The sequence below is a fragment of the Pseudomonas sp. S2_B07 genome, from assembly GCF_054668435.1.
The window spans coordinates 1487412-1507822 of record NZ_CP162769.1 but is presented as its reverse complement, the minus strand read 5'-3'; the positions used below and the strand labels follow the sequence as shown (position 1 = coordinate 1507822).

The 20411-nt window shown below is 54.3% G+C and carries 18 protein-coding genes; 14 read left to right on the top strand and 4 right to left on the bottom strand.

Translation table 11 applies throughout. The features are described from left to right. Position 1: 1 nt before the first annotated feature. The gene (locus AB4N43_RS07035; protein ID WP_059181294.1) at positions 2–973 is read right to left on the bottom strand and encodes a glycosyl hydrolase family 5; all 972 of its coding nucleotides are present in this window, start codon (positions 971–973) and stop codon (positions 2–4) included. 271 nt (positions 974–1244) lie between these two features. Here AB4N43_RS07035 and AB4N43_RS07030 point away from each other — a divergent pair, with 271 nt between their 5' ends. From AB4N43_RS07030 to AB4N43_RS06995, 8 genes are all read left to right on the top strand, one after another. Next, on the top strand, positions 1245–1685 hold the full coding sequence (locus AB4N43_RS07030) for a low molecular weight protein-tyrosine-phosphatase (RefSeq protein ID WP_027921658.1): 441 nt from the start codon (positions 1245–1247) through the stop codon (positions 1683–1685). Positions 1686–1729: 44 nt separating this feature from the next. After that, positions 1730–3958: a polysaccharide biosynthesis tyrosine autokinase gene (locus tag AB4N43_RS07025; protein WP_460154202.1), complete on the top strand. Its 2229-nt coding sequence runs from the start codon at positions 1730–1732 to the stop codon at positions 3956–3958. A gap of 104 nt (positions 3959–4062) precedes the next feature. After that, positions 4063–5145 carry a glycosyltransferase gene (locus tag AB4N43_RS07020; protein ID WP_027921656.1) on the top strand — a complete coding sequence of 361 codons (1083 nt, stop codon included), beginning with the start codon at positions 4063–4065 and terminating at the stop codon, positions 5143–5145. A 15-nt stretch (positions 5146–5160) separates the two neighbouring features. Then, positions 5161–6273, top strand: coding sequence for a polysaccharide pyruvyl transferase family protein (locus tag AB4N43_RS07015; protein WP_059181292.1), 1113 nt, complete (start codon positions 5161–5163; stop codon positions 6271–6273). After that, a complete protein-coding gene (locus AB4N43_RS07010) occupies positions 6270–7490 on the top strand; it encodes an MATE family efflux transporter (RefSeq protein WP_460153637.1) in 1221 nt (406 codons plus the stop codon). Before AB4N43_RS07015 ends, AB4N43_RS07010 begins: the two co-directional genes overlap by 4 nt. Next, entirely contained in the window at positions 7490–8593 is a 1104-nt protein-coding gene (locus AB4N43_RS07005; RefSeq protein ID WP_027921653.1) for a hypothetical protein, read from the top strand. Before AB4N43_RS07010 ends, AB4N43_RS07005 begins: the two co-directional genes overlap by 1 nt. Positions 8594–8605: 12 nt before the next feature. Next, positions 8606–9643 (top strand): acyltransferase family protein, encoded by a 1038-nt coding sequence (locus tag AB4N43_RS07000; RefSeq protein ID WP_027921652.1) that lies wholly within the window; start codon positions 8606–8608, stop codon positions 9641–9643. A gap of 24 nt (positions 9644–9667) precedes the next feature. Further along, positions 9668–10804 carry an SGNH/GDSL hydrolase family protein gene (locus AB4N43_RS06995; protein ID WP_460153635.1) on the top strand — a complete coding sequence of 379 codons (1137 nt, stop codon included), beginning with the start codon at positions 9668–9670 and terminating at the stop codon, positions 10802–10804. Positions 10805–10808: 4 nt separating this feature from the next. On the opposite strand, the gene AB4N43_RS06990 is transcribed toward AB4N43_RS06995, so the two are convergent. Continuing rightward, positions 10809–11216: a phosphohexomutase domain-containing protein gene (locus tag AB4N43_RS06990; protein WP_059181289.1), complete on the bottom strand. Its 408-nt coding sequence runs from the start codon at positions 11214–11216 to the stop codon at positions 10809–10811. Positions 11217–11288: 72 nt separating this feature from the next. Then, on the bottom strand, positions 11289–12122 hold the full coding sequence (gene galU, locus AB4N43_RS06985; protein ID WP_027921649.1) for a UTP--glucose-1-phosphate uridylyltransferase GalU: 834 nt from the start codon (positions 12120–12122) through the stop codon (positions 11289–11291). A 308-nt stretch (positions 12123–12430) separates the two neighbouring features. Here galU and galE point away from each other — a divergent pair, with 308 nt between their 5' ends. The 6 genes from galE (at position 12431) to AB4N43_RS06955 (ending at position 18538) form a co-directional block, all read left to right on the top strand. Then, positions 12431–13453 (top strand): UDP-glucose 4-epimerase GalE, encoded by a 1023-nt coding sequence (galE, locus tag AB4N43_RS06980; protein ID WP_027921648.1) that lies wholly within the window; start codon positions 12431–12433, stop codon positions 13451–13453. Between the two features lie 136 nt (positions 13454–13589). Continuing rightward, positions 13590–13829: a hypothetical protein gene (locus tag AB4N43_RS06975; RefSeq protein WP_027921647.1), complete on the top strand. Its 240-nt coding sequence runs from the start codon at positions 13590–13592 to the stop codon at positions 13827–13829. Positions 13830–13915: 86 nt separating this feature from the next. Beyond that, positions 13916–15025 carry a polysaccharide biosynthesis/export family protein gene (locus tag AB4N43_RS06970; protein ID WP_456107245.1) on the top strand — a complete coding sequence of 370 codons (1110 nt, stop codon included), beginning with the start codon at positions 13916–13918 and terminating at the stop codon, positions 15023–15025. 14 nt (positions 15026–15039) lie between these two features. Continuing rightward, complete coding sequence (locus tag AB4N43_RS06965) at positions 15040–15705, top strand: YjbF family lipoprotein (RefSeq protein ID WP_027921645.1); 666 nt, start codon at positions 15040–15042, stop codon at positions 15703–15705. Continuing rightward, positions 15702–16463 (top strand): capsule biosynthesis GfcC family protein, encoded by a 762-nt coding sequence (locus AB4N43_RS06960; RefSeq protein ID WP_027921644.1) that lies wholly within the window; start codon positions 15702–15704, stop codon positions 16461–16463. Before AB4N43_RS06965 ends, AB4N43_RS06960 begins: the two co-directional genes overlap by 4 nt. Beyond that, positions 16460–18538 (top strand): YjbH domain-containing protein, encoded by a 2079-nt coding sequence (locus AB4N43_RS06955; RefSeq protein WP_460153632.1) that lies wholly within the window; start codon positions 16460–16462, stop codon positions 18536–18538. The genes AB4N43_RS06960 and AB4N43_RS06955 overlap by 4 nt, the downstream gene beginning before the upstream one ends. Positions 18539–18716: 178 nt before the next feature. On the opposite strand, the gene AB4N43_RS06950 is transcribed toward AB4N43_RS06955, so the two are convergent. Further along, a complete protein-coding gene (locus tag AB4N43_RS06950) occupies positions 18717–20111 on the bottom strand; it encodes an undecaprenyl-phosphate glucose phosphotransferase (RefSeq protein WP_027921642.1) in 1395 nt (464 codons plus the stop codon). Positions 20112–20411 lie beyond the last annotated feature (300 nt).

Below are 20411 nucleotides of genomic sequence, written 5' to 3'. Positions count from 1 at the left end.
GCTAGGGTGCCTTTAATAGCGTCTTGACGGCCGCTTCCGCTGGTTTTGAGTTGCCATCAGAAGACTTTAATCCAAAACTTCGTTCACGGTCATTGCTGCCTGAGTCGCTGTTTTTCCATTCGTAAAGAGAGGTCAGCGGTATGTTCAGCTGCTTGACGTCGGTAATGAACTTGGTGATGCGTGTGGCCTGTCCGGTAGTTCCTCCGATGGAACTGAGCGATGGCACTCCCCATTCGGTAATCACGCCGGGTACATGGAAACTGTCGAGAATAAATGCTTGAGCACTGCTGATCTCAGTGCCCGACATACCATAGGGATGATAGGAGACAGCACTCAGGCATTTCGGATACGCAGTCATGATTTTAGTCAGTGCAGCGGTCGACTTGGAGCCTGTGGTGGGCGCCCGTGCGAATCCAAACCCGATCAGCGGTGTTGAGTGATCGCGCTTTTGCAATCCGTTGCACACTGCGCTCATGAACGGCACAAAGGTTACTTCAAAATCCTGTGTGGGCCAGTATTTTGGCAAGTCCGGTTCATTCCATATTTCAATGGCCACAAGCTGCGTGCTGTATGTGTTTTCCAGGCCAATGACTGAGTTTGAGAATGCCGCGCCTGCGTTGGCGAGTTCATCGTCACCGCTTTTCGATTTGCCGGTTAACGCTTTGGTTGAGCGAACGGTCATCAATACTGGCAAGTTGGCAGATTTGGCGGCAGCGAAAGCTTCATTGATCTGATTCTGGTACGCCGGGCTGTTCAAGCTGTTGGTCCATACGCCAAAACGCACGAACCCGAAGCCAGAGTCCTTGATTTGCCGGGCATCGGTGGCAGAGAAGTTTTGAATCTTTACCTGAACGCCTATGGTCTTGTTGCCCTCTGCCAATGCGGGAAAAGCCTGGCTGGCGTTAGCGTGATTGAAGGCGCCGAGTAACAATAGTGTTGAGACGCTAATACATCGAAAACACGTTAAGGTCATGTCTGATTCCTGAGGGGGCGAGTAATACAGCCATATCATCAATTCTCTATTGCCGGTGCGCCATTGTTATTTTTAGTCGGAAAATAATGCGCAGATTGCTGTCGTTATTTTTGGTCCGGCTATTCTGGTTGGGCGTTTTTTATGTGTCGTGGTATTTAATATCCTTGTATTTCCATGATCGATCCATCTCTGAATGCGGGACCGATCTTATCGGTTCACTCATATCCCCGCTACACATTGGCCGATTCGACACTACACGGGAAGAGTAGCCTTGTTCAGAAAGATTCTTATCGTCTGCGTGGGCAATATTTGCCGAAGTCCAACAGCTGAAATGTTGCTGCGCAACGCGCTGGAGCCTTCGGATATCTCGGTAACCTCCGCGGGGCTGGACGCGCGGGTGGGCGAGTCTATGGAGCCCAACGCACTTTCCGTTCTCGAAGAAAAGGGTCGCGCTGCCCAAGGGTTTAAAGCGCGGCAAATTACGCCTGCGATTGTTAATGAATCAGACCTGATTCTGGTCATGGAAAAAGAGCATGTAAAAGGCGTGCTGAATATTGCCTCGCACGCGAGGGGTAAAGTGTTTCTTCTGGGCAAGTGGCAGAGTGAGCGCGAAATAAAGGACCCGTATCGTCAAGGAAAAGCTGCTTTTGTCCATGCTCATGCATTGATTGAAGATGCTGTTTGCTCATGGGCACAGCGCCTCGGACGTTGATGGATGATTTTCAGATTAGTATTAAAGGTAAAAGAATAGACCTTATGCAGTTACCGTCAGTAGTCAGCACCCGGGATAAAGAAGGAGACGAGATTGATCTTCTCGGCTTACTGGGCACATTGATTGATCATAAATGGTTAATAGGTGCCATCACCGGTGCATTCATGGTGACCGGCGCCGCCTATTCGATACTATCGCCACCTGTGTATCTGGCGAACGCGTTGGTACAGGTCGAACCGAAAAAGAACGACATGTTGGGGTTTTCGGATATCAGCAGCATGCTGGGTGGCCAATCCCCGGCGGCGACCGAAATCGGGATTATCAAATCTCGAGCGGTCATCGGTAAAACCGTCGATGATCTGCGCCTGGATATCGTGATAACGCCCAACACCTTCCCTGTCGTGGGCGGCTTTATCGCGCGACGATACAAGAGTACTCCGACGGAAAGTGTTTCGCCTGCGCGCTTCGGCATGAGCAGTTATGCCTGGGGGGGCGAGCGTCTTGATATCGGGAAGCTCAAGCTGCCTGATGAACTGTTGGGTAAAAAATTGACCCTGGTGGCTGAAGAGCAGAACCGCTTCAAGCTCTACGATGACAATGGCGGTTTGTTGGCCGCCGGCACGACAGGCAACGCAGTTGTAGACAATGGGGTCGAGGTGCTTGTCGCGCGCATGGCCGCGAATCCGGGCACTAAATTCGAAGTCGTTCGCAATCCACGGATTGTCACCATTCAGAATTACCAGGACGCTCTCGATGTCTCCGAGCAAGGTAAAGAGTCGGGCATTATAAGCCTGGCCCTTGCCAGCACCGACTACACCCTGGCGGTGAAGATCCTCAACAAGATCTCGACACTTTATGTACAGCAGAATGTGCAACGCACCTCTGCCGAGGCGGCCCAGAGCCTGGACTTCCTGCAGGCGCAACTGCCTCAAGTCAAAGAGGATCTGGTCAAAGCCAGCAACGCGCTGAACAGCTATCAAACCCGCGGCAATACGGTAAATATCTCACTTGAAACCAAGTCTGTTCTGGAACAGATGGTGGTGCTGGATACGCGCATCTCCGATCTGAAGCTCCAGCAAGCGGACCTGGATCGAAAGTTCACCCGAGAACACCCGGCCTACCGCGCCTTGATGGCTCAAATCGCGGATTTGAACAAGCAGCGCCATGGTTTGGAGAAGAAGGTTCAGGATCTTCCGGCCACGCAGCAGGAACTGTTGAACCTCACTCGTGATGTGGAAGTGGCGACTCAGATTTATACCCAGTTGCTGAATAAATCCCAGGAGCTGGACATCATCAGGGCAGGGGCGGTTGGCAATGCGCGATTGATCGATACCGCCGACGTCGATACCACAACTCCGGTCAAACCACGCAAAGCCCTGATCGTTCTCATTGCAACTTTCCTTGGCGGATTTGTCGGTGTTGCCTTGGTGTTGGTGCGTAAATCCCTGAGCCGAGGCCTCGAGGGGCCGGAAGCCATCGAGCAGCTTGGGCTACCTGTTTATGCCTCCATTCCATACAGCGATTTGCAGCGGGAAGAAGACAGCAAAAAAATTCGGGTGGGTGACGCCGTCAACAACCAGTCTTTTCTGTTGGCCCTGCGTAATCCCACTGACCTGTCGATCGAGTCGATACGCAGCCTGAGAACCTGTCTGCATTTTGCAGGGCTGGATGCGACCAACAACCGGATCATGATTTCCGGGCCGAGTCCGCAGGTGGGCAAAACGTTTGTGTCTTCGAACCTGGCGGCGGTTATTGCTCAAAGCGGGCAGCGGGTCGTACTGATCGATGCCGATATGCGCAAAGGTCATCTGCACAAGACCCTGGCAACGCCGATCACCAATGGTTTATCCGATCTATTAACCAAACGCTGCAGTATTGAGCAGGCGATCAATAGAGTTGAAACGGACAACTTGCATTTTATTAGTCGCGGGCAGGTGCCGCCTAATCCATCAGAGCTGTTGATGCATGCCAACTTCAGAGAGCTCCTGGCAGAACTGAGTGAGCTCTACGATGTGGTGATCATCGATACGCCACCGCTTCTGGCAGTGACAGATGCTGCCATCGTCGGACGTGAAGCCGCCATTAATCTGATTGTGACGCGCTTTGGTGTGAATCCTGCCAAAGAGATCGAATTGACAATACGTCGATTTGCGCAAAACGGTATCGAGTTGAAGGGCGCCATTTTTAACGGCGTCGAGAAACGCGCGTCCAGCTATTACGGTAATGGCAGTTATGGCTATTACAACTATGAGTACGCCTCTGACAAGTCCTGATGCGAGTTCTATCTATCAGGTAATCGAGTTGAGAGTGGTTTAACGATCGTTAGCCACTTTCAACGCTGCTTGCCTGCGACTAAGTTCATGGAGATAGGTGGATTATGAAAAAAATACTGCACGTGGCGGAAACAATCAAAGGTGGTGTTGCGACGGTTATTCGTACGATATCGACCCCTCCTCAGGACCACGCACTGAAGTATGAACTGGTTTATCTGGTTCCGTTCGATCAGAAGAAAGAGCTGCACGGCATTGATGAGAAAAACATCAGGACCTTTTCCCGGAACAAGCGCGATGTCATGTCCCTGTTGCGATTTGCCTGGAAACTGGCTGGTGTTATTTTCAAGGAAAAACCGGACGTCGTGCACTTGCACAGCACGTTTTCCGGGGTGATCGGCCGGTGTGTCTGTCTGGTCATGCGCCCTTGGCGGTCCCCTAAAATTGTTTACTGCCCGCACGCATTTTCCTTCTTGATGGAGAGTTCTCCCGTCAAACAGAAAGTGTATTCACTGATTGAGCGGGTTTTGCAGAAAGTGACCGATGTCATTATTTGTGTCAGTCAGTATGAAATGGATAAAGCTGCATCGTTTGGTATTGATCGTCACCGCATGAAGCTGATCTACAACGGTATTCATTATAAAAGTGATGAGAGCAAAACCAGCGACAGTACGGACATTCATCTTCTGTTTGTCGGTCGACTGGACTACCAGAAAGGCTTCGATTTGTTGCTCAAGGCGTTCGCTGAGGTCGAGCGAACTGACTTGAGGCTCACTGTCGTTGGCAGTGCGGTCAACGAAGACACCGTCGAGTGCCCCGATATTGACGCCGTGGAATACCTGCCGTGGGTGACTCCCGCTGAAGTAAACGAGCTGTATAAAACGGCGGATGCCTTGATTGTGCCAAGTCGCTGGGAGGGCTTTGCCATGGTGCCTCTCGAAGGGATGGCCATGGGCGTGCCGGTGATTGCCAGTGACTGTACATCACTTCCTGAACTGGTGACGGACAACATCACGGGTTACCTGTTTTCCGCCGGCGACTACCAGGCACTTGCCCGCATTTTGCTGAATATCAAGAAGCAGAAGTTACTGGAACTTGGCACTGAAAGTCGCAAGAAAGTGCGCGAACAGTTCAGCGCGACGTTGATGATCCAGCAAACCTATGACGTGTATTCCGCTCAAACCTATTAAGTAGAAATCAAGATCATGAACGTAACTATTTTGCATGGCTACAGCGCGTCAAACTCGGGTGATGGACTGCTCGTGGATTTGGCAATCGCCATGGTGCTGCGCAACTTTGGCGCAGACACTTTAATTAACGTAGTTGCGTCCGACCCGCAGTCATTCAGTTATCTTCCGTATAAGCGGTATGACGCACCGGTTATGGCGGCGAAAGGGTTCGGAAGGGTGAAGGAGGCGGTTTTTCTCAACCAGTCTTACGCACCCCTTGCCGATCTCTTGAAAACCACTGATCTGATCGTCGGAGTCGGTGGCGGGTACATGCGCTCAAAAAGCGCTTTCGAACATATCAAGCTGAAACTGGGGCATGCCAAGCAACTTGAAACGGCGATCTTGAGCAAGGTGCCGTCGGTTTATCTTCCGCAAAGTATCGGCCCGTTCCATGGCGAGAGCAGTAAAATCGTAGAGCACTACACCAAGGCCGATGCCGTATTTGTCAGGGACAACAGGTCGTCGGCTATTTTCAAATCCAATGAAAACGTCTATCGGGCACCGGACCTGGCAGTTCAGGCGTTAGCGAAAAAGATCCTGGTGCAACCCAAGTTCACCCGCTGTGCACCATCTCCTGCTGTGGTCTGCGTTGTTTTACGCAAGCCGCCGGAATGGAGCAAAGAGAAGAAAGTTGCCTACGTCGCCAACCTGAAGCTTCTATTGCAGAGACTAAGGGCGAAAAGCAAAGTGGTCTGCGCTGTGCAAAGCGCTGTGCGTGGCAACGACGATGGTGCGTTTTACCGGGAGCTTGGCATTACCGAAGACCTGCTGCCCTTGAAGGCGACACTGGCGAAGTATCAGCCAGACCTGGTGATTTCCGTCCGGTTGCACGGGGCGATTGAGTCACTTCTCGCCGGCGTACCCGCTTTCCATATCAGTTATGAACGCAAAGGCTTCGGTGCGTATCAGGACATGGGCGTGGAAGACTGGGTGATCAATGGAGGCGACATCAATGTCGACACCATCATCGACACGGTCTACGCCCCCAACGCGCTCACCCGATTCGGCAAGAAACTCACGGACACCTGTAAAGAAATCGAAGCCAAAACGGTGCAGATGGACAATATCATCAAAGGGATTGTTCGATGATATTTCGGTTGTTGCTGCGGGGAGGTGCATTAGGCGCAAAGTTTTTGCTGGTGTTGGCCATCACTCATTATCTGGGTTATGACGCATTGGGCTTTTACGGCGTTGTGGTTGCTGCCTCTTTGATAGCCTCGAAATTTTACAGTGTCGGGTTCAGTTCTGAAATCAACCGGCTGATCAGTGTCGGGGGCAGTTCGCGGCTTGTCGTTGATAGGGTTCTGGTCCTGTACCTGGCCGTTGGTTTGTTGTTGTCGGTGGTCACGGTCGCCCTGTACTCGCTCTTCAGCGATGTGCAGGCGAGTGCCGCGTTGATCGCTTGTGTCACGCTTCTGCTGCTCACCGAGCATCTTTCCTTCGAAATAAACTCGTTTGTTTTTTCGGCGCAAAAAGCCAACTGGGGCGCGGTACTGTTTTTTATAAAAACCGGGCTCTGGGGGCTACTTGCTGTTGCGGGATTGATGGCGGGCGTAGTGTCCAGCATCGCCAGTGTTCTTTGGCTTTGGGTGGTCACCAACCTGCTGGTCATCGTCGCGGGTTACTTGATTGTGGTGAACGTTCACAAGGGGCGGGAAGTCAGTGTCGTCACCACCGTTTCGGTCTGGCGAGCAGGGCTGCCCTTTTATCTGGGTGGTGGCCTGATCGCACTCAGTCAGTACGCCGAGCGTTTTCTTATTCTGGACATTGAACCGTACGCCAGTCTCGGCAAGTACGTGTATTCCTGGTCTGCGGCCAACACCTTGCAAGCGCTGTCCTATGCGGTTGTTGCCGTCGTCGGCATTCCGGTACTTGCCAAGCGCTACAAAAATAATCAACAGGCGCTGACAGTCCGGCAACTGTTCCTGAATCAATGGGTGTTGCGCTCCCTCATCGTTTCCGGCGCGGTGGCTGTGCTGATTTATGCCTTCTTCAATGTCCTGCTGGATTACGTGGACGTGGCAGTCCCGCGTCCGGATAACAGGATTTTATCCATTCTGATTTTCTCCTTTGCCCTTCGGGCCGTCGGCGACATCGTTTGGGGAGGCCTTATTGCGTCGAAGAACAGTCGGGTGTCGCTGGCCAGTGCGGCGATATGCCTGATGGTTTCACTGCCTGTCAGCTATGTACTCATTAAACATTATTCAATTTATGGCGCGGCGTGGGGGAATGTCTTCTCGATTACGGTGCAGTTGGTTGTTATCGCTTTGCTGACCAGGTTTGTCCGGGCGAAGGGGGCGTTGTAATGGCTTTATCTCTGCCTTCCATAGAGTTTCGAGGGCGAAAACTCGACTCGTCGATCTCATTCCTGATTTTGTTCTGTGGCCTTTTTCTGTCCATTGCGATGCCGCTTTTGATGCACCGCGAACCAGGCCCGGATGCGATGACGTTGTGGTCGTCATACGTTCGTTCAGACAACTGCAACTTCTGGAATCCCTTCTCGCCAGACCGGTCTTCTTACGAATGCTCCGCTTACCTGCTACGTCCCACCGGCATAAACCTGACCAATGCATGGGCTTACGGGATGCTGTGCAATCTGTTTCTGACGTCGATCCCGATCTTTATCTTCAGAAGAATACCCATAACGATCTTCCTCACCTTGTGTTTGTGGGGCGTGGTCCGGTCGTTCTTCCTCGATAACCTGACCAAGGAAATCATTGTCTCGGTGGCGGTGATTGCCATTCTGGTTTTTTCATTTTCGAAGCGATACCGCGCAGGTTTTTTTCTGTCCGCGCTGTTTTACGGCGTGCTGATTAGGCCTTACTGGATCTTGTTTTCTCTGGTCTGGGTTGGCGTGTGCTTCATGAAAAAGCATGTGTCGCGTTTCAGCTTTTTCCTGATGTTGTTCGCGTTCTATCTGGCGATCGCAACGGCGATTCAGGTGTTGGTCGGCTATTCGGTTTCGTCCATTCGGGCCAGTAACAATGAACAGCGCACGTTGGGCGAGGAGGGCTCGAAGTCATTGATCGTGTCGTGGATCAACGGCGGTGATTTCGTATCGCAGGCAGTCGATTCGATGAGCATCTTTTTCAGGTTGTCGTTCCCGGTGGAGTTAATACTTTTATCGGGGCTGGGGCAGATCATCTTTGTCGTCCTGATGATGATGACCTCATTGCTGATGTTCAAAATGATGACGTCGAGTCACTACAAGGGCTCGCTCATCGAACCGAAAGTCAAAGAGCTTATTGCTATCCCACTGTCCTTTTTATTGGTGCAGGGGCTGTTCGAGCCAGACTTCGGCTCGTTTGCCCGACATTTCTCCATGGTAGTGCCGGTTCTGTTTCTGGGACTGGGGTTGCAGTTGCGCTCAAAAAAACCTGAGTCGGTTGATTCAAGCGTCTTGAACTGAGGTTTGTGGTTTATGCAAAGCAAGAAAAAGTCGTTGGAAATAGAAACGCTCAGAGGTCTGGCGTGCTTGCTGCTGGTGCTCTATCACGTGATAGGGCCGCTGGGCGGTGGACTGAAAATTGACCTGGGATCACCTTTCCGAATCCTGGCGGACTCAATGGTGTACGTCAGGATGCCGTTGTTCACTTTTATATCGGGCTATATCTATTCCATTTACAAAATCAGAGGCAATGACTTCTCTGCTTACTGTCTGGGCAAGGTCAGAAGGTTGATCGTGCCGTTGTTCTTTGTCGGTGTTCCATTTTCGGTGCTGCAGGCTGTGGCGCCGGGGGTGAACAAGGACGTCGGGTTGATGGACGCCTTGTTGTCGTTTTACCTGCCGGTTAACCATTTCTGGTTTTTGCAGGCGGTTTTTATCATCTTCATGTTTGTCGGATTTCTTCAGTGGCGCGGTCTGCTACAGACGCCGACTCGCCTGTACCTGTTGTTTTTGTTTTCCGCAGCCGTGTTCCTGATGCCGCTTTTTCCGGTCGATGCGTTTGGCATCAACGGTGCTATTTATCTGCTGCCGTTCTTTGTGACGGGGATGATTTGTCACGAGAATGTCGACGCGTTAAAGCGATCGCTGAAAGTGATCGGGCCCGTGGTGTTCGTCTTGATATCGGTCGCGTTGCTCTACATTGCTGCCGTGGATCGCGAACTCATCGTCGATCGCCGGAGCCTGGTCGGATTGCTCGTTGGCTGTATGTCCTGCGTCGCGCTACTGTCGACCGACATGCGCTCGAAAGTGCTGATCTGGCTCGGCGGTTACTCCTACGCGATATTCCTCTTTCACGTACTGTTTGCCGCCAGTTCACGGTTCGCGTTGGGTCGCTTGGGCGTCACGGATGAAAGTGTCCTGGTCTTCGGCGGTGTGTTGTGCGGATTGTTGGGGCCGGTGGTGCTGTCGAATGTGTTCAGCCGTTTCACCCTCACTTCCGTTCTGTTTCTGGGCGAGCGGACGAGCCGCAAAAAGACCCCGGCGTCAGGGCTGAAGGTGTCTCACTCCTGATTGCCGAATAGAAGGATGAGGCCAATGGTTTATATCGATGATGTACGTCCCGTTTCGACGCCGGTTATCGAGGTAAGAAGTTCAAGCGAACGTATTTCCGGCCTGAGCATGGGCAACTCGGGAGAAGTGCTGGACATCTCAGTGATTGGCGACAGCTACAGCGCCGGGCAGGATTTTTATCTGAATGAACTCACTCAGCGCCTGGCGAAAGACTTCAGTTTTGCCGGGCCTGGTTATGTCGGGTTTAACCACGGCGCTGCGCTCGGCGGTACGAACTTCAAGTACACCCGAAGCAACAAGCAGTACTTCGGTGGTGACTGGGATGTTTCCAGTCTTGGGCAAGCGAGTCCGGACAGTCGTACGGTTACCGGGCAGGCGGGTGCTTACATTGAGATCGACGCTAAGCAGACGGCCGTGATCAATACATCCATTGGCCAAGCCAAACTGCTCTACCTGGGCAACGGTAAAACCAGTGAGATGAGGTACCGGTGGGCACCTTCCGACACGTGGCAGTCGTTGACGATGTCGGGTTCCGGCGTTCAGGAAGTGCAATTAAGTGTCCCCACTCGAGACGATTGGGCGTTAAGGCTCGAAGTGGTGAAGGGCGCTCCGACATTGTTTGGCCTTTGGATGGCCAATGACCGTGGCGGTGTCCGGGTCTCAAAACTTGCTGCTTCGGGCGCCGCTTCCGCTGACTTTTATAACAGCGACAGCCAATGGCAGGCCCAGTGGAAGGGCGTCGTTTCAAAGATACCGGCAGACATCTACCTGATTATGTTGGGCGGTAATGACCAGGGGTTTGGCATTAAGCCCAAGGATTATCTGGAGAACATGAAAGGCTTGGTGCGGATGGTTCGCGAGGTTCATCCAGCGGCGAGCGTCAATGTGATCCTGCGCGAGGACACAACACGTTCCAGTGCGTATCCGATGTCGGACTATGCCCAGGTGCTTGAACCGTGGGCGCGTTCGCAGAACATTGCCTATTGGAGTTTGCAGTGTACGTTCGGACCCGACTTCAAACGCTACGCCAGTGACGGACCGAACCCCATGATCGGCCCTGACAAGATTCACCCCATCCCGGATTCGGGAGGTCGGCTTATTGCCGATTATGTCTATCGACTGCTTGTCGGCAAGTCACCGTGTGGTGCCGCTGCGAAGTAACCCTTCACCGCTCAAAGTGTTCCAGCTGACTCAGCAGCTCTGCAGTTTTCAGAGGCATGAGTTCGGGATCACACCGCGTTTCAACATTGATGACGATCGCCGGGTCGCTATAGCGGATGCGAACCCGGAATCGCCAATCGTTGAAAATCACTTTGAGCCCGTCGCGTTCATCGACATCCAGAGCCTGGTCGGCATACAGACTTTTCAGGTGAGCCAAGAGGGAGAGCGGGTCCCTGATCGGGCGATGAATATCGCCCGAAGAGGGGAATACTCCGATCCGCTCAACCAGCAGGGTTGTGCCCAGCCAGGCGGCCGTGTCGAAGGATAACGACGGCGCTTTTGACAGCCAGGCCATCATCCCGAAGTTGCTCGCTTTCAGTTCAGTGTCTACCGAGCGTTTTGCAGTGGTCATAGTGGCCTGCCTGGATGAAAGAGTGTGACGAGGGCTCCGCAAGGTGAGCGGTGATTGGGCTGGGTCGTTTGGTTAAAGGCCCTTGAGATACAGCTGCTCATAGCAAAAGTTGGTGGCATCGATATAGCCTTCTGCACCACCACAATCGAAGCGCAGGCCTTCGAACTTATAGGCCAGCACGCAGCCATTTTGTGCCTGCTTCATAAGCGCATCGGTGATCTGGATTTCGCCGCCCTTGCCGGGTTGGGTGTCGGCGATCAGATCAAAAATATCCGGGGTCAGAATGTACCGGCCAATGATTGCCAGATTGGACGGTGCGTCCTCAGGCGCTGGCTTTTCAACCATGCTGTTGACGCGGTAGATCCCTTCGGAAATCAGCTCGCCGGCGATCACCCCGTACTTGTGAGTCTGATCCCGCGGGACTTCTTGAATGGCGACGATCGAGCAGCGGAATTTTTTGTAGAGCTTGATCATCTGCGCCAGTACGCCGTCACCTTGCAGGTTCAGGCACAAGTCGTCCGCCAGTACCACGGCAAAGGGTTCGTCACCGATCAAAGGACGGCCGCTGAGAATCGCGTGCCCCAGGCCTTTCATTTCGACCTGGCGGGTGTAGGCGAACGTGCAGGTTTCTATCAGCTCGCGCGTGCCGGCCAGAAACTTTTCTTTCTCGGTGCCGCGAATCTGATGTTCCAGCTCATAGCTGATGTCGAAATGGTCTTCCAGTGCGCGTTTGCCCCGACCGGTCACGATGGCCATGTGCTGCAAACCGGCGTCCCGTGCCTCTTCAACGGCATATTGGATTAAAGGCTTGTTGACGATCGGCAGCATTTCCTTCGGCATTGCTTTTGTTGCAGGCAAGAAGCGTGTGCCATAGCCGGCGGCGGGGAACAAGCATTTACGAATCATAGATATATCCTGGAAAGACATTGTTCACAGTCACACAAAAGACGGTGGCCGTGAGTTTGGATGTTTTACGGTGGTTGTACTTTAATACCTGAGACATGGTTTGATGGCAATTAATGGCATGCGCAGAATGGGGTGAATGTTATTAGTTGTCGGGCCTGTCAGTGTTTAGTTAGTTTTGGTCGGTGTCTATTAATAGTATCGGTTCTTGTGAAGTGCTAATAAGTCATTGGCGTCAATTATTGCGTGCGCCAAAAGTTTTAAACGTGGCGCGCAGTTGAATACTTCAATACCCCACTATGGACCGCTCTATGAAGATTCTGGTAACGGGTGGAACCGGTTATATCGGTTCTCACACCACACTTGCGCTGCTTGAAGCGGGCTTCGAAGTGGTTGTGCTGGACAACTTGAGCAATAGCTCTGATGCAGCGCTGCATGCCGTTGAAGCCATCTGCGGAAAGTCCGCATTGATGATTCACGGGGACGTGTGCGACAGAGCCTTGCTTGACCGGATTTTCCAGGCGCACTCCATTGATGCGGTCCTGCATTTCGCCGGCCTCAAAGCCGTAGGCGAGAGTGTGCGCAAGCCGCTGGAGTATTACGAGTCCAACGTGTGCGGGAGCATTACGCTCTGTCAGGCCATGGCCGCGGCCGGGGTATTCCGGTTGGTGTTCAGTTCCTCGGCCACGGTGTACGGCGCGCCTGAGCAGATGCCGATTCGTGAAGACTTTCCGACGGGCACGCCCACCAATCCCTACGGGCAATCCAAGCTGATCATCGAAAACGTACTGCATGACCTGTGTGCAGCGGAGCCCCGCTGGAGTATTGCACTGTTGCGGTATTTCAATCCGATCGGCGCTCACGCCAGTGGGCAGATGGGCGAAGACCCCAACGGGATTCCCAATAATCTGGTGCCTTACATCAGTCAGGTTGCTGTCGGCAGCCTGCAGGAGTTGTCGATATTTGGTGACGATTACCCCACCGTCGATGGCACCGGCGTGCGCGACTACATCCACGTCGTGGACTTGGCGGACGGGCATCTCAAGGCGTTGCAGACGATCTCGACGCGCACCGGGATCAATATCTGGAACCTTGGCACCGGCGACGGTTACAGCGTTCTGCAAGTACTGCGGGCATTCGAGCAGGCTTCGGGCCGGGCGGTGCCTTATCGAGTGATGCCACGACGTTCGGGCGACATTGCCGAGTGTTGGGCTGACCCCTCCAAAGCGGCAAAGGAACTGGGTTGGAAGGCCACTCGAAATTTGCAGGAGATGATGGCCGATACCTGGCGTTGGCAATCGAATCATCCTCGTGGATATGCCGATCAAGGCTGACGGGCGGGCCTACAGCGTCCTGCTTTTCTGCTGAACTGTTATATAAGGACGCGATGTTAATTATGGTCGGGAAAATTGACTGGCAACCCATCCGGCAAGTCCGTAGATATAAAGAACTCGCAGGAAGGAGTTTGATATGAAAAAGATAATGGTAATCGCCCTGTTGTCCATGATGAGCAGTTGGGCACTCGCAGTCGAAGAAGAAGCCCTCACGCTGGATACCCAAGTTGTCGGTGATGTGACGGCGGGACAAGCAGTATTGGCCGGCACCGCGCTGGTTGCCGGTGCTGTGGCAGCGTCCAACAGCGGTGGAAGTTCCAATGGCGGGACCACCGGCACCACGGGTACTACCGGGACGACCGGCACCCATAACTAACAAATTTCGCACGTGTAATACAAGATTGCCCGGCTAACACTGGGCGATCTTGTTTTGGGTTTGCCCTTGAATAGCGTAGTGCCATTATGATTCGTAGTGTTCCTTTTTTAATGCTGGCAAGTATTGCTTTGCAAGGTTGTATGTTTTCGCCGGGGCAACATCTGAGCACCAGTGATATCACGCGCGAAGGTGCCAGCGAAAGCAGTCGGGTCGAGCTGATTCCGATCACCCCCAAGCTCATCGCCATGGACAGGGCAACACAGGTCCATGAGTCACTCCCTCCGGAGTTGTTGACCACACCCGCCGAATATCGCATTGGTAATAACGATGTCTTGTACATCACGGTATGGGATCACCCCGAGCTGACAGCACCTTCCGGCGCGCAGCAGCAGATCGATGCAAACGGCCGTCTGGTTCGTTCCGATGGCACGCTCTACTACCCCTACATCAAAGAAGTCCAGGCCGCCGGCAAGACCATCCAGCAACTGCGATCCGATATCGCCGAGAAGTTGTCGACCTTCATTTCGGACCCGCAAGTGGATGTCGCGGTGTTGCGCTTTGCCAGTCAGAAAGTGGTGGTGTCGGGCGCTGTGTTGAAAGCCGGTCCGCAAGCCATTTCCACCAATCCGCTCAACGTTGTTGAAGCCTTGGGTTCCGCTGGCATTGACCCGCTTAATGCTGACTTGTCCGGGTTGCTGTTGACGCGAAACGGGCGGGTATATCCGCTGAATCTGGATGCACTCAATCAACAGAACGCCGAGTTGCAAAAGGTCTACCTCAGAGGCGGCGATCAGTTGTACCTGCCGTACAACGACAGCAAGAAGATTTACGTCATGGGCGAGGTCAATCAGCCACGCGCGTTGACCTTCAAGACCCGCACCATGAATCTTTCTGACGTTATTGGCTCGGTAGGCGGGTTGAACCAGACCACCTCTAACGGCAACGCCGTGTACGTCATCCGGGGCGTAGAAAACCTCGATGTAGAACCCGCCAAAATCTACCAGCTGCAAGCCGAGTCGCCTTCCGCCATGGCGCTCGCCACCCACTTCGATGTTCGCCCCCAGGACATTGTTTATGTGGGCCCTGCCAACGTCACCCGCTGGAACCGCTTCATCAGTCAATTGGTGCCATCGGCCTCGATTCTGGGCATGGGCGCTGCCGCACAAAACAACTTAAGCGAAGCTAACTCCCGATAAGGTCTGGTCCAACTGTGAGAACGTTGAAAGTTAGCGTCTGCTTGATGGCGGCCTTGCTGTTGTGTGGATGTAACCCGCTGATGAAGGCCACGCTGGCGAACTTCAAAGCCGTGGCCGGCGGGCCCGACGACCTGGAATTGACCCCGGCGCAAATAGCCGAAGTTCGCTACCCCCAACTCAAGCTGACCACCCCTTCCGGTGTAGGGGTGTTGGCGATGGTGCGTGAACGAGGTGACTTGCAGTACTGGGTCGCATCCGGCAAGCAGGTGCTGTTACTGCGCGATGGCCTGGCCGTTCGCAGTGTCGGACTGGGCTTCGACGGGGATCTGGACGGGACCCGTTTTGAAGCGGTCTCGCCGTTCAAACAAGGGCTGCATTCGCTGCCCGATGGTTACACCAGCCAGCGCTGGATCGATCTCTATCACGGCTATGAAGTGGGGGTTGCCGTGAGCAGTCGCTTCACGCGACACCCCATGGAAACCATCAGGATTCTGGACAAGGAGTACGCCGTGATGCGTGTCGATGAGCGTATTGATGCACCGGCTATCGGCCTGCACGCAACCAATCATTATTGGGTCAATCCGCAGAACGGTTTCATCCTGCAGAGCGAGCAGCAACTGACTGCACAGCTCAGGGTCACGATCGTTCAGCTGACCTCTGAACGCAGGACTGTCCGTTGAAGTTTCCCAAGGTTTTATGGACGTGCCTGTGGTTGATCTCCGGCGGCGTGAGCGCGGCGGTGTCCGTCAGTGGCGACGTGCGCAATCCGGGGCCCGTTGAGCTGCAACCCGGTGCTCGCGTGCTGGATGTGATGCGCGTCGCGCAACCCAATCCTGAAGGCTACTGGCTGGCGGCGGCCTGGCTGCGACGGCCCTTGCTCGAAGAGCAGACTCGGCTTAAAGCCGGCGTCTTGTTCGATCTGAAAGTGCTGCAGCGTACCGCGTTGCTCCTGGATCTACCCAGTCGAGCGGCGCTGGCGTTGCGGTTGTACGAGCAAGTCAGCCATTTGCCCGTCACGGGGCGCCAGGTGGCCGTGCTGGACCCGATCTCGGTCGAGGTCGGGTTCGCGCTCAATTTTCGCGTGGCTGACGGCGACAGCCTGATCTACCCGATGCGTTCCGATGTTGTTGAAGTGTTGGGCGCTGTCGCCGCACCGTGCCGGGTTGCGTATCGCGCCATGCAGGAAGCGCGGGATTACCTGCAAGGGTGTTCGCCGCTGGCCGATGCTGAAGCCGATTACCTGTGGATCATTCAGCCCGATGGCATCACCCGTCGGGTCGGCATTGCGCCGTGGAATCGCGAGAGCGGGCAGGTGCCTGCGGCTGGCAGCAAAATCCTGGTCCCTGTCAAAAACGATGATCTTAGTCCGCCTATACCTGAACTGAATCAGCAGTTGGCCGAATTTCTTGCCACGCAACTGGCTGGGGTGGTTCCTTGAATTTACGTTTTGCTGCAGTACTGTTGTTGCCTTGTGGTCTGGCTCATGCAGAGCCGCGATTTACCCAGAGTGATTTTGGCGGCGTGGGCTTGATGCAGACGCCGACGGCCCGAATGGCGCCGGCCGGCGAGCTGAGCGTGAATGCCAGCCGCACCAGCCCCTATAGCCGCTACAGCGTGTCCTTGCAGCCCTTTGAGTGGCTGGAAGGCTCGTTTCGCTATACCGCAATCACCAACCGCAAATATGGCCCCGAGTCCCTGAGTGGCGACCAGAGCTATAAAGACAAGGCCGTGGACCTAAAGCTGCGCCTGTGGCAAGAAAGCCACTGGGCGCCCGAGTTGGCCGTAGGGTTTCGCGACATCGGGGGTACCGGTCTGTTCTCCAGTGAGTTCGTGGTCGCCAACAAGCGCTATGACGACTTCGATTTCAGCGCGGGTGTTGCCTGGGGCTACCTGGGCAATCGCGGCGATTTCGATAACCCGTTGGGGTGGGTCGATGATCGTTTCAAAACCCGGCCAGCCAGTGAAGGCACCGGCGACGTCAATACCAATGCCTACTTCCGTGGGCGTCCTTCGTTGTTCGGCGGCGTGACCTACCAGACGCCTTGGGAGCCGCTCAGCCTGAAACTGGAATACGAAGGCAACGACTATAAGAACGAGCCGAAGGACAACCAGATCAAGCAGGACTCGCCGGTGAACATCGGCGCGGTGTTCAAGCTGACCGATTCGGTTGATCTCAGCGCTGGCTGGGAGCGCGGCAATACCGCCATGTTCGGCATCACCCTGCACACCAACTTCGTCAGCCGCAAGGCACCCACCAAGACCTACGATCCACCTGCGGAGCGTCTGCCGGCCCATGCACCGGTCACCGCGCCGGATCAGGTCAACTGGGCCAACGTCGCCCAACGACTGCAGCAAAATGCAGGCTACAACGTTGAGCGCATTGCCCAGCGCGGCTCAGAGTTATTGGTGTACGGCGAACAGTCGAATTATTTCTATTCGGCAAAAGCTGTCGGCCGCGCCAGCCGGATTCTGGACAACAGCGTTAATGACGATATCGACTGGTTTACCTTGGTAAACAAGCGCTACGACATGCCGCTGGACGAAACCAGTGTGCCTCGCGAGACCTTTCGCGAAGTGGTCAACAATGAAGAACCACTGCAAAGCCTGCACCGTACGACCGAGGTCAACGCGCCGGTGCCGCACCGGGAGACCACGCTCTATACCGGCACGCTCCAACCCTTCAACTACGGGCTTGGGCTGGGTTACAAACAGAACGTCGGTGGCCCTGACGGTTTGCTCTATCAATTGACTGCCGATGCGGACGCCGAGTACCGCTTCACACGCAATACCTGGTGGAGCGGCCTGCTCAGTGCCAATCTGGTGAACAACTACGACAACTTCACCTACGACGCGCCGAGTGGCCTGCCCCGGGTGCGGACGGACCTGCGCAAGTACCTGACGACCTCGGATGTGACGATGCCGATGTTCCAGCTCAGTCATGCTGAGCAACTGGATAAAGACCTGTATGGCATGGTCTACGGTGGCTACCTGGAATCGATGTTTGCCGGCGTTGGCGGTGAGGTGCTGTTCCGTCCGATGGGGCAGGGCTGGTCTGTCGGCGCGGACCTGAACTACGTACGTCAGCGCGAGTTTGACCAAGGCTTTGGCCTGAGGGACTACTCGACCGTTACCGGCCACATCACGGGTTATACCGACCTGCCTTTCGAATCCCAGGCGGCCGTCAGCGTCGGTCGTTATCTGGCGCGGGATTGGGGCGCCACACTCGACTTGTCTCGGCAGTTCAACAATGGCGTGAAATTCGGGGCCTGGGCCACGTTGACCACTGCAACCAGCGCGGAATATGGTGAAGGCAGTTTCGACAAAGGCATTTACATCTCCATTCCATTCGATGAAATGATGAGTATGTCGACAATGCGTCGCGCCAATATCGTCTGGTCACCACTGACCCGCGACGGTGGTGCAAGGCTCAATCGCAGCTACTCGCTGCATGCCATGACCGAGAGCCGTGACAGCGATTTGTTCTATCGCAACTTCGGCAAGATCACCGAGTGAAAGGCGGGCGATCTACAGCGCAACTGACGTTGTAGATCGCACCGTATCCACTGCAAGACATGGCGCCGTATTCTCTGCGCTATCCCACGCTTGAATCAGCACTGCAACCTGATCGACGCCCATGAAAAAGGGGACTTGCGTCCCCTTGTGGTGTTGCTTGTGTCTGTCTACCAAGCCATCAATAAATGTCTTTGGACAGCAAGGTGAAAGGCGTCTTCACCAGGATCTTCAGGTCCAGCCACAACGACCAGTTGTTGATGTACTTAAGGTCGATCTCCACCCGTTTCTGCATCTTGTCCAGGGTGTCCGTTTCACCGCGGCAACCGTTGATTTGAGCCAGCCCGGTAATCCCCGGTTTGATTCGGTGACGGGCCATGTAGGCGAGGATTTTCCCGGAGTAGTAGTTGTTGTGTGCAACGGCGTGCGGACGTGGCCCGACCAATGCCATGTGGCCTTGCAGCACATTGATCAGCTGCGGCAATTCATCGAGCGAAGTGCGGCGGATAAAACGCCCAACCGGGGTAATCCGCGAATCGTTACGACTGGCCTGCTTGACCTCGTGATCATCGTGTACGCGCATCGAGCGAAACTTCCAGACCTGGATCACCTTGCCGTTCCAGCCGTGACGGTCCTGCTTGAAGAACACCGGGCCTGGCGAATTGAGTTTCACCGCCAAGGCAATGAGCAACAACAGGGGGCTTAGAAGGACAATGGCCAACAACGCCACGCTCTTTTCCAGCAGGCTTTTACTCAGTGCGGCGGTGGGCTGGCTGGTCAACGGGCTTTCATTCAGGTAGATCGCCGGCAAGCCGTCCACGACTCTTACTGAGTGATTGAGCAGCGTCAGACTATTCAAGTCCGGCACCCAGACCACGTCTACGTTGGCACCCAGCAAATCGATATACATGGCCTCGATTTTCGCCGCTTCGCTCAGGGGCAGCGTAATGTACAACCGTCGGATGTCATGGGCTTCGATCAACTCCAGCAGTTGCTCCTGGGGGCCCACGATACGCGGTGAGCCCGGCGCCGGCGGAAGCGTGGTGTCCGTGCTGACCAGGCCCACCAGCGGGAAGTGCTCCAGGCTGCGCAGTTTGCGGGCCAATCCCAATGCCAATTCGCCAGTCCCCACGATCAGGGTCTTATGCTCGCTTTGAAGCGACCGCTGATAGTATTGCGAGAATCCGTGTAACGGGACGTACAACAGCGCTTGCCCGAGGTAACCGCAGGCGGCCCAGACCAGGATAAGTTGACGAGAAAACAGTTCGTCAGCCTTACAGATAAACGCCACACAGGCTAACGCGGCCAATGTCATTGACCAACCCATGAACAAACGTCCCAAGCCCGTCAGATAGTTATCTTTCTTTGCATAGACGCCGCACCATGTATAGGCGGGAACCGAAGCAAGTACAGTCAGAATTGCACAGACTCGATAATAGAACTCTAGCGTTCCGGTGTGGTAATAAACCAATGAAAACAACAGGGCAACTACAAAGCCCTGACCCAGTGCCCATTGTCCCCAGAAGGTCAATCCTTTGAGGTGGGTATTTCGATTGATACGAAGATTGTTAACCATGCGATATCCCCAAAATACGTCCATTCGCGCGTCGACAGACAACAGCCAAAGTTGATGAAGCAAACGTTATTATTTTTATAAGATGGCAAAGCATTAGTGAGCGAATTGCCACTATGCGGTGCGCTCGCCAGTGAATAGATTAATTTATTGGGGAGAGGGCTGTCTGACGACTTCTAACGGCTGATAAGTTCTGCGGGTTGTTGATCTTGAACGGCGGGGTGTTAGAAATAGTCGATAAATGTAAGTTGGGGTGGCATGGCATGTTTGGAGGGGGATTTCAGCTGCGAGGGGGGGAGTATA